Raw genomic sequence first — 13,819 nt, 5'->3', positions numbered from 1 at the left:
TGCCGCTGGGATAACCGCCTTTACCCACCCCGCCCCGGCCCCTATAATGGCCCCTTTCTGGGGTATGGCGCAGCCGACAAACGGCGGCTCATACGGGTTCGGCTCAATACTGCTGAAGGATACGCTGCATGAAAAAGTGGTCACATCTGCTCGCAGCCGGGATGATGGCGCTGAGTATCTGCTCTGCAAACGCCTCTGACGGCAAAACACTGTACTTCTATAACTGGACTGAATACGTCCCGCCGGGGCTGCTGGAGCAGTTCACCAAAGAAACCGGCATCAAGGTGATCTATTCCACCTATGAATCCAACGAAAGCATGTACGCCAAGCTGAAGACCTACAAGGACGGCGCGTACGATCTGGTGGTGCCCTCCACCTACTTCATCGCCAAGATGAGCAAGGAAGGCATGCTGCAAAAAATCGACAAGAGCAAGCTCAGCCACTTCAAGGATCTCGATCCTGCCCTGCTGAACAAGCCGTTCGATCCCAACAACGACTACTCCATCCCTTACATCTGGGGCGCCACCGCCATCGGCGTCAACAGCGACGCGCAGGATCCGTCCACCGTCACCGCCTGGGCCGATCTTTGGCAACCGCAGTACAAAGGCCGCCTGCTGCTGACCGACGACGCGCGTGAAGTGTTCCAGATGGCGCTGCTCAAGCTGGGCTATTCCGGCAACACCACCGATCCGAAAGAGATCGAAGCCGCCTACCACGAGCTGCAAAAATTGATGCCGAATGTGCTGGCCTTCAACTCCGATAACCCGGGCAATCCGTTTATGGAAGGGGAAGTCAACGTCGGCATGGTATGGAACGGTTCTGCCTTCGTGGCACGCCAGGCCGGCACGCCGCTGGAGATCGTCTGGCCGAAGGAAGGCGGCATCTTCTGGATGGATAGCCTGGCCATTCCGGCCAACGCGCGCAACGTAGAAGGAGCGCTGAAGCTGATCGACTTCCTGCTGCGGCCGGAAATCGCGGTGCAGGTAGCGGAAACCATCGGTTACCCGACGCCGAACCTGGCGGCGAAGAAGCTGCTGTCGCCGGAGATCGCCAACGACCCGTCACTCTACCCGGATAAAGCGGTTATTGAGCACGGCGAGTGGCAAAACGACGTCGGCGACGCCAGCACGCTGTACGAGAGCTACTTCCAAAAGCTGAAAGCCGGGCGCTAACACGCCCCGCCATCCTATCAGGGCGCGCATTGCGCCCTGATGCCTTTCTCAGGGCCGGTCGGCCCGCGCCACCTTGCCCACCAGGAACTTGTGCACAAAACGCGGCACCACTTCGCTGGCCAGGCCGTAGTGTTTCTCGTCGAACTGGCTCTCCACCTGGCTCGGTTCCAGGTTCAGCTCCATGGCGTAAGCGCCGCCCAGCCGCGCCTCATGCACGAAGCCGGCCGCCGGATAGACGTGGCCAGAGGTGCCGATGGCGACGAAGAAATCGGCCTTGCTCAGCGCCTGGTAGATGTCGTCCATGCCCAGCGGCATCTCGCCAAACCACACCACGTGCGGCCGCAGCGGCGCCGGGAACTGGCAACAGTGGCAGCGATCGTCGACGCTGAGATCGCCGGGCCATTCGAACACCTGGCCCGACTGTGTGCAGCGCACCTTCAGCAATTCGCCGTGCATGTGCAGCACCCGCTTGCTGCCGGCGCGCTCATGCAGGTTATCGATGTTTTGCGTGACCAGCAGGAAGTTGTCCCCCAGCCACTCTTCCAGATCCGCCAGCGCGCGGTGCGCGGCGTTCGGGGCGATCTCTTCCGTCTGCAGCTGGCGACGGCGTTCGTTGTAAAACGCCTGCACCAGCGCCGGATCGCGCTGAAACCCTTCCGGCGTGGCGACATCCTCCACCCGGTGTTCTTCCCACAACCCATCCGCGGCGCGGAAGGTGCGAATGCCCGATTCGGCCGAAATGCCGGCCCCGGTCAACACCACCACAAACGGCTTTTTCAGCTCGGCCGCCGCCATGGTGTCACGGTGAAAAATGCGTGAACGAAAGCGCTGATGCAGCACATGCTTACTCTTGCGAAACTGACACAGCCGATGGCGAGTGTGCATTAACTCTCTCCTTACTTTTCCCTGTTTACCCTTCTTACTGGACGTTGAGGCGTTGTTGGCTGCATACATTCACGCCTGGCCTCAATGCCCATTACGTTGGGCGAGCCAAATTGAGGAACGCCGCGCCGCGCACGCCGCCGGCGTCGCCATAGCGCGCCTTCTCGATACGCGGCAGCCGGGCCACCCGCAGCAGGTGCGCCGGCAGCCGCTGCGGCAACGCCTGGTAGATGGCGTCGAAGTTCGACAACCCGCCGCCGATCACCACCAGGTGCGGATCCAGCACCGTCAGCAGGTTACCCAGGCAGATTGCCAACACGTCCATAAAGCGGTCTACATGAGCCGCCGCCTGCGGCTCACCCGCCTGATAATGCGCAATGATCTCGGTGGCGGGCAAGCGCCGGCCGTAGAAATGAGCGTACATCCATTCGAAACCGCGGCCCGATATGTAGTTTTCAATGCAACCCTGATGGCCGCATCCGCAGGCAACGCGAGGCACATCACGCCCCAGTACCTCAAGCACGTCCACCGGCAGGCGCAAATGACCGAACTCGCCGGCGATATAGTTGCGCCCCGGCACCGTCTTGCCGTCGACGATCAGGCCGCCGCCTACGCCGGTACCGAGGATGATGCCCAACACCGTCGGGTAGCGGCGGAACTCCTCGTCCCAGGCCTCCGACAGCGCAAAACAGTTGGCGTCGTTGTCGACCCGCACCTCGCGCCCGATCAGCGCCGCCAGATCGCGCGGCAGCGGCCGCCCCATCGCCGCCGGCACGTTGGCGGTAAACAGCGTGCCGTCATCGTCGTTGGGCAAGCCCGGTATGCCGATGCCGACGCTGCCGCGCCGGCCGCAAAACGCATCCGCCTCAAGGGTCAGATCGCACAGCGTGGCCAGCAGCTGCCGGTAATCTTCACGCGGCGTCGGCACCCGCTTTTGCCAAATGCGCTGCAGGTTATCGTCGAACACCCCCAGCTCAATCTTGGTGCCGCCCATATCGAAACCGTAGTACATAACCGATCCCCCGGCTAAAAAAACGGGGCGGCATCGCTGCCTCCCCGTGGGTTTTATTGTCCGCTCAGCACCCGCGCCGGATCGATGCGGCTGGCGCGCCTGGCCGGATACCAACTGGCCAACAGGCTGAGCACGATGGCGGTCGCCAGCACGATCAGCACGTCCAGCCAATGCAGCTCCGAAGGCAGGAAGTCGATGAAGTAGATATCGCCCGACAGGAAGGAATGGCCGACCAGCGTCTCGATGCCGCGGATAATGTTGGTCAGCTGCAGCGAAGCGATCACCCCGATCACCACGCCGCTCAGGCTGCCCAGCAGCCCGGCCAACAGCCCGTACCAGATGAAGATGGCGCGGATAAAGCCGTCTTTGGCGCCCAGGGTGCGCAGCACTGCGATGTCGGCGCTTTTGTCTTTTACCGCCATCACCAGCGTGGAAACGATATTGAAGCAGGCCACGCCGATCACCAGCACCATCGCCAGATACATGATGGCGCGGATCATCTGGATGTCGCGGTACATGTAGCCGTATTTGCCGATCCAACTTTTGATGTAGATATACGAATTGGTCACTTCGCCGGCGTCGCGCACCAGTTTGTTGGCGGCGAACACGTCGTTCACCTTGATGGCGATACCCGTGACGCTGTCACCTATGTCGAGATACTGCTGCGCGTCGGCCAGCGGCACCAGCGCCAGGCTGTGATCGAGCTGGCCGCTGAGCTGCAGAATGCCGGTCACGTGCAGGCGAATGCGCTTCGGCTGCAGCAGCTTCATCTCCGGGTCGCTGTTGGGAATCATGACCGTCACATAAGCGCCCTGCTTGACGCCCAGCGCGTCGGCCACGCCTTTGCCGAGGATCACCTGCTGCTCGCCGGGCTTGAAGTTGGCCCAGGCGTCGCCCTGCACATACTGCGGCAGCGCGCTCAGCCGGCTCTCCTGCTGCGGATCAACGCCTTTGACTTCCACTGCGCGCAGTTGCGCGCCGTTTTCCATCAGGCCGGTGAAATTGATGTAAGGCGCGGCGGCCAAAATGCCCGGCACCTTTTCCACCCGCTGCAGAATCGACGGCCAGCCGCTGAACGGCTGATTGACCGGCTCCAGCTCGCCGTGCGGCACCACCGCCAGAATGCGGTTCTTCAGCTCGCGCTCAAAACCGTTCATCGCGCTCAGCCCGACGATCAGCACCGCCACCCCCAGCGCAATGCCGATGGTGGAGATAACCGAGATCAGCGACACCATGCCGCCGCGTTTACGGCCGCGGCTGAAACGCAGGGCCGTCAGGAAGGACAGTGAGGCTCCCGCCATTACTCGGCCCCCATCAGGGTCAGCTGCGCCTGCAGGTGGCCGTCGGCCATTTCCAGCTGGCGGCTCAGGCGCTTGGCCAGCTGCAGATCGTGCGTCACCACCAGAAATGCGGTGCCCTGGCGCACGTTCAGCTCGCCCAGCAGATCGAAGATGCTGTCCGCGGTGCGTTTGTCCAGGTTACCGGTCGGTTCGTCCGCCAGCACCAGCGCCGGGTTGTTGACCAGCGCACGCGCGATCGCCACGCGCTGACGCTCGCCGCCGGAGAGCTCTGACGGGCGGTGTTTGCTGCGTTTTTCCAGCCCGACCGCCGCCAGCATCTCCCGCGCCTTCTCCTGCGCCTGCGCCGGTTTGGCCCCACCGATCAGCAGCGGCATGGCGGCGTTTTCCAGCGCGGTGAAATCCGGCAACAGATGGTGGAACTGATAGATGAAGCCCAGCTGGCGGTTGCGCAGCTCGGCCTTGGCCGCCGAAGACATGGCGTTCAGCGATTCGCCCTTGAAAATCACCTCGCCGGAGGTCGGCGAGTCCAGCCCGCCCAGCAGGTGCAACAGGGTGCTCTTGCCGGAACCCGAGCTGCCGACGATCGCCATCATCTCGCCCTGCTGCATGGCAAAGCTGACATTGCGCAGCACATCGGTGTGCAGATTGCCTTCCTGATAGGTCTTGCACAGGTTGTCACACTGCAGCAAAAGATGGTTACTCATAACGTAAAGCCTCAGCGGGTTGTACGGCGGCAGCGCGCCATGAAGGATAAAGCGTGGACAACAGGGAAACCGCCATCGCCACCACGGCGATGATCGTCACCTGCAGCGGATCGACCGCCACCGGCAGCGAAGCGCCGTCGATCAAGGCGCCGAGGATCGGCATCAGATTGTTCAGGTTGGTGGCCAACAGCACGCCGAGCAGCGTGCCGAGCAGCGAACCGATAATGCCGGCGCTGGCGCCCTGCACCATAAACACCGACATGATCTGGCGGCGAGTCAGCCCCTGGGTCTGCAGAATGGCGACCTCGCCCTGCTTTTCCATCACCAGCAGGCCGAGCGAGGTAATGATGTTAAACGCCGCCACCGCCACGATCAGGCTGAGCAGCAGCCCCATCATGTTCTTCTCCATACGCACCGCCTGGAACAGCTCGCCCTTGCGATCGCGCCAGTCTTTCCAGACCGTGCCCGCCGGCAACGGCTGTTGGCTGAGCGTATCGACCGCCAGCGGCTGTTGCAGGAACAGGCGCCAGCCGGTGATATTGCCGGCCGGGTAGCGCATCAGGCGCGAAGCGTCCTGTTGGTTGACCAGCATCTGATAGCCGTCCACTTCGCTATTGGCGTGGAAGGTGCCGATAAGGGTGAACAGACGCTGGCTGGGAATGCGGCCCATCGGCGTGAATTGACTGGCGCTCGGCACCATCACGCGCAGCGAGTCGCCGCGCTTGACGCCGAGTTGCCCCGCCAGCTGTTCGCCGATGATGATGTTGTATTGGCCCGGCTGCAGCTGCTGCTGCTTGACGTTGACCAGATACGGCGTCAGCGGATCGGTTTCGTCGGGATTGACGCCGAGCATCACCCCGACCGCCACGCTGCGGGCGCTTTGCAGCACCACGTCACCGGTGGTCAGCGGCGCGACGCGCGTGACGCCCTGCAGCTTCTGCACCTCGGAGGCCGGCAGCTGCTGCGGGTTGACCGATCCTTGCGGACTGGTGACCAGCGCCTGCGGCATCAGGCCGAGGATGTTGTTCTCCAGATCCTTTTCGAAACCGTTCATCACCGACAGCACGGTGACCAACGCCATCACCCCCAGCGTAATGCCGATGGTGGAAAGCCAGGAAACAAACCGCCCGAAGCGGTCTGAGGCTCGCCCGCGCATGTAGCGCAGGCCAATGAATAACGCGACAGGTTGATACATGAAATCCGTTTGATAGCCGTGGCTTAAGCAAAGTGATCATGGATAATAAAGGCTCTCCCTCGTTTAGGGAACACCCGACGGCCTTTTATTGCGTGGCGGCGAAGAGGGAGACGGCGGCAGCTTCGCGCGTTCTTTATCCTCAGCCGCAAAAAACCGGTGGCATTAACCGGTTAAATAACAGGCAGAAAATTGATGGGCAGCGCTTTTTGCTGTGTCAGTTTGCCGGCCGCTGGGCTACTATAAACAGCATAAAGGCGCTGGGTTATCCGTGCCGGGACGCCATCCAACACATTGATTAAAGATACCTGAATGAGCACTTCCGATAGCCGTAACCGTTCCTCATCCCCCCGTTATTCTCTGCCCGATCGCGCGGGCGATCTGCGCCAACTGGGGCAACTGACCGGCGCGGCCTGCGCCGTGGAGTGCGCCGAGATCGTCGAACGCCACAATGGCCCGGTGATGTTGATCGCGCCGGACATGCAAAACGCCCTGCGGCTGCGCGACGAGATCCAGCAGTTCACCGACCAGATGGTGACCACCCTGTCCGACTGGGAGACCCTGCCGTACGACAGCTTCTCGCCGCACCAGGAGATCATCTCCGACCGTTTGTCGAGCCTGTATCATCTGCCGACCATGGCGCGCGGGGTGATCATTCTGCCGGTCAACACACTGATGCAGCGCGTCTGTCCACACGAGTTCCTGCACGGCCATGCGCTGGTGATGAAGAAAGGCCAGCGCCTGTCGCGCGACAAGCTGCGCGCGCAGCTGGAACAGGCCGGATACCGCAGCGTCGATCAGGTGATGGAGCACGGCGAATTCGCCACCCGCGGCGCGCTGCTCGATCTCTACCCGATGGGCAGCGACGAGCCTTACCGTATCGACTTCTTCGATGACGAAATCGACAGCCTGCGCATCTTCGACGTCGACACCCAGCGCACGCTGAGCGAAGTCGAAGCCATCAATCTGTTGCCGGCCCACGAGTTCCCCACCGACAAGAACGCCATCGAGCTGTTCCGCAGTCAGTGGCGCGAACAGTTTGAGGTGCGCCGCGACGCCGAACATATCTATCAGCAGGTCAGCAAAAGCGCCTGGCCCGCCGGTATCGAATACTGGCAACCGCTGTTCTTCAGCCAGCCGCTGCCCTCGCTGTTCAGCTACCTGCCGGCCAATACGCTGATCGTCAACACCGGCGATCTGGAGAGCGCCGCCGAGCGCTTCTGGCAGGACGTCAACCAGCGTTACGAAAGCCGCCGCGTCGATCCGATGCGCCCGCTGCTGGCGCCGGATACGCTGTGGCTGCGCGTCGATGCGCTGTTCGGCGAGCTGAAGGCCTGGCCGCGCATCGCGCTGAAAACCGATGAGCTGCCGGCCAAGGCCGGCAATACCAATCTGGATTACCATGCCCTGCCCGATCTGGCGGTGCAAGCGCAGCATAAATCCCCGCTGGATAACCTGCGCCGCTTTATCGAAGGCTTCGACGGCAGCGTGATCTTCTCCGTCGAAAGCGAGGGGCGGCGTGAAACGCTGCAGGATCTGCTCGGCCGCATCAAGCTGGCGCCGGCGCTGATCCAGCGTCTCGATCAGGCGGAAACCGCGGGCCGTTACATGATGGTCGGCGCCGCCGAACACGGTTTCCTCGACGGCCTGCGCCAGCGGGCACTGATCTGCGAAAGCGATCTGCTCGGCGAACGCGTCAGTCGCCGCCGACAGGACAACCGGCGCACCATCAACACCGATACCCTGATCCGCAACCTGGCGGAACTGCATCCCGGCCAGCCGGTGGTGCACCTGGAGCACGGCGTCGGCCGCTACGTCGGCCTGACCACGCTGGAAGCCGGCGGCATCAAGGCCGAGTACCTGATCCTCTCCTACGCCGGCGAGGACAAGCTGTACGTGCCGGTCTCATCGCTGCACCTGATCAGCCGTTACGCCGGCGGCGCAGACGAAAATGCCCCGCTGCACAAGCTGGGCGGCGACGCCTGGACGCGCGCGCGGCAGAAAGCGGCCGAACGGGTGCGCGACGTGGCGGCGGAGCTGCTGGATATTTACGCCCAGCGCGCCGCCAAGGCCGGTTTCGCCTTCAAGCATAACCGCGAACAGTACCAGCTGTTCTGCCAGACCTTCCCGTTCGAAACCACGCCGGACCAGGAACAGGCGATCAACGCGGTGCTGAGCGACATGTGCCAACCGCTGGCGATGGACCGCCTGGTGTGCGGCGACGTCGGCTTCGGTAAAACCGAAGTGGCGATGCGCGCCGCCTTCCTGGCGGTGGAAAACGGCAAACAGGTGGCGGTGCTGGTGCCGACCACCCTGCTGGCGCAGCAGCACTTCGACAACTTCCGCGATCGCTTCGCCACCTGGCCGATCCGCATCGAGATGATGTCGCGCTTCCGCAGCGCCAAAGAGCAGCAGCAGGTGCTGGACGACGCGGCCGAAGGCAAGGTTGACATCATTATCGGCACCCACAAACTGCTGCAGAGCGATCTGCGCTGGAAAGATTTGGGGCTGCTGATCGTCGATGAAGAGCACCGCTTTGGCGTGCGCCACAAGGAGCGTATCAAGGCGATGCGCGCCGACGTCGATATCCTGACGCTGACCGCCACGCCGATCCCGCGTACGCTGAACATGGCGATGAGCGGCATGCGCGATCTGTCGATCATCGCCACTCCGCCGGCGCGCCGGCTGGCGGTGAAGACCTTCGTGCGCGAATACGACAGCCTGGTGGTGCGCGAAGCGATCCTGCGCGAAGTGCTGCGCGGCGGCCAGGTTTACTACCTCTACAACGACGTGGAGAACATCGAAAAAGCGGCGCAGCGCCTGGCGGAGCTGGTGCCGGAGGCGCGCATCGCCATCGGCCACGGCCAGATGCGCGAGCGCGATCTGGAACGGGTGATGAACGATTTCCACCATCAGCGGTTCAACGTGTTGGTGTGCACCACCATCATCGAAACCGGCATCGACATCCCCAGCGCCAACACCATCATCATCGAGCGGGCCGATCGCTTCGGCCTGGCGCAGCTGCATCAGCTGCGCGGTCGCGTCGGGCGTTCGCACCACCAGGCTTATGCCTATCTGTTGACGCCAAACCCGAAAGCCATGGGCACCGACGCCCATAAACGGCTCGAAGCCATCGCGTCGCTGGAAGATCTCGGCGCCGGTTTTGCGCTGGCGACTCACGATCTGGAGATCCGCGGCGCCGGCGAACTGCTGGGCGAAGACCAGAGCGGCCAGATGACCACCGTCGGCTTCTCGCTTTACATGGAATTGCTGGAAAGCGCCGTCGATGCGTTGAAAAACGGCCGCGAACCGTCTCTGGAAGATCTCACCAGCAACCAGACCGAAGTGGAGCTGCGCATGCCGGCGTTGCTGCCGGAAGACTTCATTCCCGACGTCAATACCCGCCTGTCGCTGTACAAGCGCATCGCCAGCGCGAAGAACGAGGGTGAACTGGATGAGCTGAAGGTCGAGCTGATCGACCGCTTCGGTCAGTTGCCGGATGCGGCGCGCAACCTGTTGCAGTGCGCGGCGCTGCGCCTGCATGCGCAGAAGCTGGGGATCAAGCGCATCGAGAGCAACGAGCGCGGCGGCTTTATCGAGTTCGGCGATAACAACCGCGTCGATCCCGGCTATCTGATCGGTCTGCTGCAGGGCAATCCGCAGGTTTACCGCCTGGACGGCCCAAGCAAGCTGAAGTTCACGCTCGATCTGGCCGACCGTCAGAAGCGCCTGACGTTCACCGAAGAGCTGCTGAACGCCTTCCGCGAACACACGCTGGCGGCCTGAGGCAACGCCCCCGCCATCACGGTGGGGGCGGCCTATTCGCGCGGGAAACCGGCGCCCAGCGGGGCCAGCTGCATCACGCGACTGGTCACCACCCGGTTTTTACCGCCGCGTTTCGCCTCATACAAGGCTTCATCGGTCATGGCGATCGCTTTGTCCACCGTCATGCCGGGCAAATACAGCGACACGCCGATGGATATCGTGATGTGCGCCTCGTCGTGCGCATTCAGCAAGAACGTCGAACTTTCCACCGCGCTGCGAATGCGCTCCGCCACCCCGCCGATGACCTGCGGATCGTAGCTGGCGGTGATCACCATAAATTCCTCGCCACCGTAGCGCCCGACGAAATCCTCGTTGCGCACGCTGTTTTGCAGCAGCCGGCCGACGCTGGCCAGCAGCACGTCGCCTGCCGGGTGGCCGTAGGTATCGTTAACCTTTTTAAAGTCATCCAGATCGAGGATCATCAGCCCGCACGGGCGGCGCTCGACGCGCTGCAGCATCAGCTGGTAATCGACGCTGGCGCGGTTGTTGATATGGGTCAGGCTGTCGGTGGTGGCGCGTGCGCGCATCGCGAAATAGGCGTAAATATGACGCTCTTTGAAATTCAGCGCATGGTAACAAATCGCCAGACAGAGCGCGGACATCGCCTGATACAGCAGCACGTCCAGCCACAGCCCGCTCATATCCATCAATAACCACACCACGGCGATGCGATACAGTGCAATGGCGCCGATCGTCAGATAAAACGTCCAGTGGGATTTCTTCAGCCACACCCGCGACAGCAGCAGCGGCACCAGAATCGAGGCGATAAACAGATTATCGACGGTGAAGCCGCCGGTCAGCGCCATGGCGAACAGAAAGCTCACCAACCCGCTGACGCCGCCGCCGAAGAAGGTCACCAGCACCATCGGGATCATCGCAAAGCTGTAGTGCACCTTATCGTTCAGCAGCAGCCGATCCTGGCTTAAATAGAGCACCGCCACCCCGGCCAGCAGGCCGAAAACGATGCGTTTCCACAGTGCGGAACGGTAGGAGAAAGGGGCGTTTTTACTGAGGACGAAATAGCTTATCGACAACGTGGCGTAGGTAATGCAAGCGTCGCTGTAAATGGCGGGAATAGACACAATGTAAGTCATAAAGAATCAGCGCGCTCCTCGGGATCGCCAGGGGGGTAATGTACAGACGTTGAATAACGCATCCCTGTCGTTTCCGCTTCGGCGGCGGGTATTTTACACAGTCTAATAATAGAGTAGCAGTTCTATCTTATCACCAAGCCGTCTATCTCACGGCGAACGCTTCGGGCTACTCTGTGCAGGGTGTAATCAGGGGAGAACCGCATGAATATCGACGATGAACTGCACGCGCTAAGCGAACAGGAAGCGACGCTGGCCTTTACGCATTTTGACGCCGCTACCGCCTGGGAGCTGGGCGCCGCGCTGAAAACCGCCGCCGAACGGCGCGGCCTGAGCATCGCCATCGAGATCCAACTCGCCGGGCAGACGCTGTTTTATTACGCCATGCCGGGCGCAACGCCGGACATCGCCGACTGGGTGCGGCGCAAACGCAATCTGGTGAACCATTTTCACAAAAGCTCTTACGCCATCGGCCTGCGCCTGCAGCAGCGGCAAACGTCGCTGGAGGAGCGTTACGGGCTGAACGTGCGCGACTATTCGGTGCACGGCGGCGCCTTCCCGCTCAATCTCGCCGGCCTCGGCTGCGTCGGCAGCATCAGCATTTCCGGCGCGCCGCAGAAAGAAGATCACCAGCTGCTGGTGAGCACTTTAGCCGATTTTCTCGGCTTACCCTTACCCGCCCTTCACTAACCGTTAAAACCTCGCGTATTCCTGTGCTGTACAGCCGCAGAATCTGCGGCTGACTTACCCGACAACGGTATTTAGCGCCGGATAAAACGGCGACTCTCTGATTTCCTGCCCCAAATTGACACAGGTCTGGTAATCCGCTGAATAAAAGGCGTATGGTATCTGTCACGTGACAAGACGGACCTCATCGGGCCCGCCATTCCTTTCACTTTTGAAGATTTGGTACGCACCGTAGATGAAAACGCATGAAATAAACAGAATTCGCCCCTTCAGCGCGCTGATAGACGCCTGCTGGCGGGAACCTTATAGCCTGGCGCGGTTGCTGAAAGACGCCATCGCCGGGGTGACGGTCGGCATTATCGCCATCCCGCTGGCGATGGCACTGGCGATCGCCAGCGGCGTGCCGCCGCAGTACGGCCTGTATACCGCCGCCATCGCCGGTATCGTCATCGCCGTCAGCGGCGGTTCGCGCTACAGCGTCTCCGGCCCCACCGCCGCCTTCGTGGTGATCCTCTATCCGGTCTCGCAGCAGTTCGGCCTGGCCGGTCTGCTGGTCGCCACGCTGATCTCCGGCATATTTCTGCTGCTGATGGGGCTGGCGCGTTTTGGCCGGCTGATCGAGTACATTCCGCTGCCGGTGACGCTCGGCTTTACCTCCGGCATCGCCATCACCATCGCTACCATGCAGATCAAGGACTTCTTTGGCCTGCAGCTGGCGCACACACCGGAAAATTACGTCGGCAAGCTGTACGCCTTGCTGCAAGCGCTGCCAACGTTGGATCTCGGCGATACGCTGATCGGTGCGGTGACGCTGCTGATCCTGATCTTTTGGCCCAAACTCGGCCTGCGCGTGCCCGGCCACCTGCCGGCGCTGCTGGCGGGCACTGCGCTGATGGGGTTGCTGACCCTGTTTGACCACCCGGTGGCGACCATCGGCTCCCGCTTCAGCTACCTGCTGGCCGACGGCAGCAGCGGTCAGGGCATTCCGCCAATTCTGCCGCAGCTGCTGCTGCCCTGGCATCTGCCGGGCGGCGGCGGGCAACCGTTCAACCTGAGCTGGCAAACCGTTTCCGCGCTGCTGCCGGCGGCATTTTCAATGGCGATGCTCGGCGCGATTGAATCGCTGCTGTGCGCGGTGGTGCTCGACGGCATGACCGGCAAGAAACATAACTCCAACAGTGAACTGATCGGCCAGGGCGCGGGCAACATCATTGCGCCGTTCTTCGGCGGCATCACCGCAACCGCCGCGATTGCCCGTTCGGCGGCCAACGTGCGCGCCGGCGCCACCTCGCCGGTGTCCGCCATCATCCACGCGCTGCTGGTGCTGTTGGCGCTGCTGGTGTTGGCGCCGTGGCTCTCGTATCTGCCGCTGGCGGCGATGGCGGCGCTGCTGCTGATGGTCGCCTGGAACATGAGCGAGGCGCACAAGGTGGTTTATCTGCTGCGTCGGGCGCCGAAGGACGACATTTTGGTGCTGCTGCTGTGCATGTCGCTGACGGTGCTGTTCGACATGGTGATCGCCATTACCGTCGGCATCGTGCTAGCGTCGCTGCTGTTCATGCGCCGCATCGCCCGCATGACGCGGCTGAGCGAGCTGAGCGCCGGCGACGGCCGCCTGGTGCTGCGGGTGAATGGCCCGCTGTTCTTCGCCGCCGCCGAGCGCATCTTCACCGAACTGCTGGCGCGCAGTGAGGGCTACCGGACGATCGTGCTGCAGTGGGATGCGGTGCCGGTGCTCGACGCCGGCGGCCTGAGCGCCCTGCGACGCTTTATCGACGTGCTGCCGGCGGACAAGAAACTGGTGATCACCGACGTGCCGTTCCAGCCGCTGAAAACCCTGGCGCGCGCGCGGGTGCAGCCGATCGAGGGCCGCCTGCAGTTCTACCCGACGCTGCCGGAAGCGCTGGCGGCCACCGAGGCCTAAACGTAAAAAAGCCCGACGAGTCGGGCTTT

General features: G+C 62.3%; 11 protein-coding genes. 5 read left to right on the top strand and 6 right to left on the bottom strand.

Features of this window, described 5'->3' with window-relative positions; all coding sequences use genetic code 11:
• Nucleotides 1-128: 128 nt before the first annotated feature.
• Nucleotides 129-1,172: a spermidine/putrescine ABC transporter substrate-binding protein PotD gene (gene potD / locus GKN89_RS11450; protein WP_154747002.1), complete on the top strand. Its 1,044-nt coding sequence runs from the start codon at nt 129-131 to the stop codon at nt 1,170-1,172.
• A 48-nt stretch (nt 1,173-1,220) separates the two neighbouring features.
• Here the strand turns inward: potD and cobB are convergent, their stop codons facing one another.
• From cobB to lolC, 5 genes are all read right to left on the bottom strand, one after another.
• Nucleotides 1,221-2,057 carry a Sir2 family NAD+-dependent deacetylase gene (gene cobB, locus GKN89_RS11445; protein WP_015377583.1) on the bottom strand — a complete coding sequence of 279 codons (837 nt, stop codon included), beginning with the start codon at nt 2,055-2,057 and terminating at the stop codon, nt 1,221-1,223.
• Nucleotides 2,058-2,148: 91 nt separating this feature from the next.
• Entirely contained in the window at nt 2,149-3,066 is a 918-nt protein-coding gene (gene nagK / locus GKN89_RS11440) for an N-acetylglucosamine kinase (RefSeq protein WP_154747001.1), read from the bottom strand.
• A gap of 53 nt (nt 3,067-3,119) precedes the next feature.
• A complete protein-coding gene (lolE, locus tag GKN89_RS11435; RefSeq protein ID WP_154747000.1) occupies nt 3,120-4,367 on the bottom strand; it encodes a lipoprotein-releasing ABC transporter permease subunit LolE in 1,248 nt (415 codons plus the stop codon).
• Complete coding sequence (lolD, locus tag GKN89_RS11430) at nt 4,367-5,071, bottom strand: lipoprotein-releasing ABC transporter ATP-binding protein LolD (protein ID WP_004941120.1); 705 nt, start codon at nt 5,069-5,071, stop codon at nt 4,367-4,369. The genes lolE and lolD overlap by 1 nt, the downstream gene beginning before the upstream one ends.
• A complete protein-coding gene (lolC, locus tag GKN89_RS11425; protein ID WP_154746999.1) occupies nt 5,064-6,266 on the bottom strand; it encodes a lipoprotein-releasing ABC transporter permease subunit LolC in 1,203 nt (400 codons plus the stop codon). The genes lolD and lolC overlap by 8 nt, the downstream gene beginning before the upstream one ends.
• Before the next feature lie 38 nt (nt 6,267-6,304).
• Between lolC and GKN89_RS11420 the strand changes: the two genes are divergently transcribed.
• Complete coding sequence (locus tag GKN89_RS11420) at nt 6,305-6,565, top strand: hypothetical protein (protein WP_019454785.1); 261 nt, start codon at nt 6,305-6,307, stop codon at nt 6,563-6,565.
• Between the two features lie 10 nt (nt 6,566-6,575).
• Nucleotides 6,576-10,049 carry a transcription-repair coupling factor gene (gene mfd / locus GKN89_RS11415; RefSeq protein ID WP_019454784.1) on the top strand — a complete coding sequence of 1,158 codons (3,474 nt, stop codon included), beginning with the start codon at nt 6,576-6,578 and terminating at the stop codon, nt 10,047-10,049.
• 32 nt (nt 10,050-10,081) lie between these two features.
• Here mfd and GKN89_RS11410 read toward each other — a convergent pair whose 3' ends face one another.
• Nucleotides 10,082-11,182 (bottom strand): GGDEF domain-containing protein, encoded by a 1,101-nt coding sequence (locus GKN89_RS11410; protein ID WP_154746998.1) that lies wholly within the window; start codon nt 11,180-11,182, stop codon nt 10,082-10,084.
• Between the two features lie 201 nt (nt 11,183-11,383).
• Here GKN89_RS11410 and GKN89_RS11405 point away from each other — a divergent pair, with 201 nt between their 5' ends.
• Nucleotides 11,384-11,869 carry a heme-degrading domain-containing protein gene (locus tag GKN89_RS11405; RefSeq protein WP_154746997.1) on the top strand — a complete coding sequence of 162 codons (486 nt, stop codon included), beginning with the start codon at nt 11,384-11,386 and terminating at the stop codon, nt 11,867-11,869.
• A 232-nt stretch (nt 11,870-12,101) separates the two neighbouring features.
• Entirely contained in the window at nt 12,102-13,790 is a 1,689-nt protein-coding gene (gene dauA / locus GKN89_RS11400; protein WP_074054455.1) for a C4-dicarboxylic acid transporter DauA, read from the top strand.
• Nucleotides 13,791-13,819 lie beyond the last annotated feature (29 nt).

This window comes from Serratia sp. YC16, from assembly GCF_009707615.1.
GTDB classification, from domain to species: Bacteria; Pseudomonadota; Gammaproteobacteria; order Enterobacterales; family Enterobacteriaceae; genus Serratia; species Serratia surfactantfaciens.
This window is presented reverse-complemented; position numbering and strand designations above follow the sequence as displayed.

Bases quoted from the DNA above. Each gene is read 5' to 3' on its own strand.
- potD (WP_154747002.1), top strand. From the start codon at position 129: ATGAAAAAGTGGTCACATCTGCTCGCAGCCGGGATGATGGCGCTGAGT.
- cobB (WP_015377583.1), bottom strand. From the start codon at position 2,057: ATGCACACTCGCCATCGGCTGTGTCAGTTTCGCAAGAGTAAGCATGTG.
- nagK (WP_154747001.1), bottom strand. From the start codon at position 3,066: ATGTACTACGGTTTCGATATGGGCGGCACCAAGATTGAGCTGGGGGTG.
- lolE (WP_154747000.1), bottom strand. From the start codon at position 4,367: ATGGCGGGAGCCTCACTGTCCTTCCTGACGGCCCTGCGTTTCAGCCGC.
- lolD (WP_004941120.1), bottom strand. From the start codon at position 5,071: ATGAGTAACCATCTTTTGCTGCAGTGTGACAACCTGTGCAAGACCTAT.
- lolC (WP_154746999.1), bottom strand. From the start codon at position 6,266: ATGTATCAACCTGTCGCGTTATTCATTGGCCTGCGCTACATGCGCGGG.
- GKN89_RS11420 (WP_019454785.1), top strand. From the start codon at position 6,305: ATGGATAATAAAGGCTCTCCCTCGTTTAGGGAACACCCGACGGCCTTT.
- mfd (WP_019454784.1), top strand. From the start codon at position 6,576: ATGAGCACTTCCGATAGCCGTAACCGTTCCTCATCCCCCCGTTATTCT.
- GKN89_RS11410 (WP_154746998.1), bottom strand. From the start codon at position 11,182: ATGACTTACATTGTGTCTATTCCCGCCATTTACAGCGACGCTTGCATT.
- GKN89_RS11405 (WP_154746997.1), top strand. From the start codon at position 11,384: ATGAATATCGACGATGAACTGCACGCGCTAAGCGAACAGGAAGCGACG.
- dauA (WP_074054455.1), top strand. From the start codon at position 12,102: ATGAAAACGCATGAAATAAACAGAATTCGCCCCTTCAGCGCGCTGATA.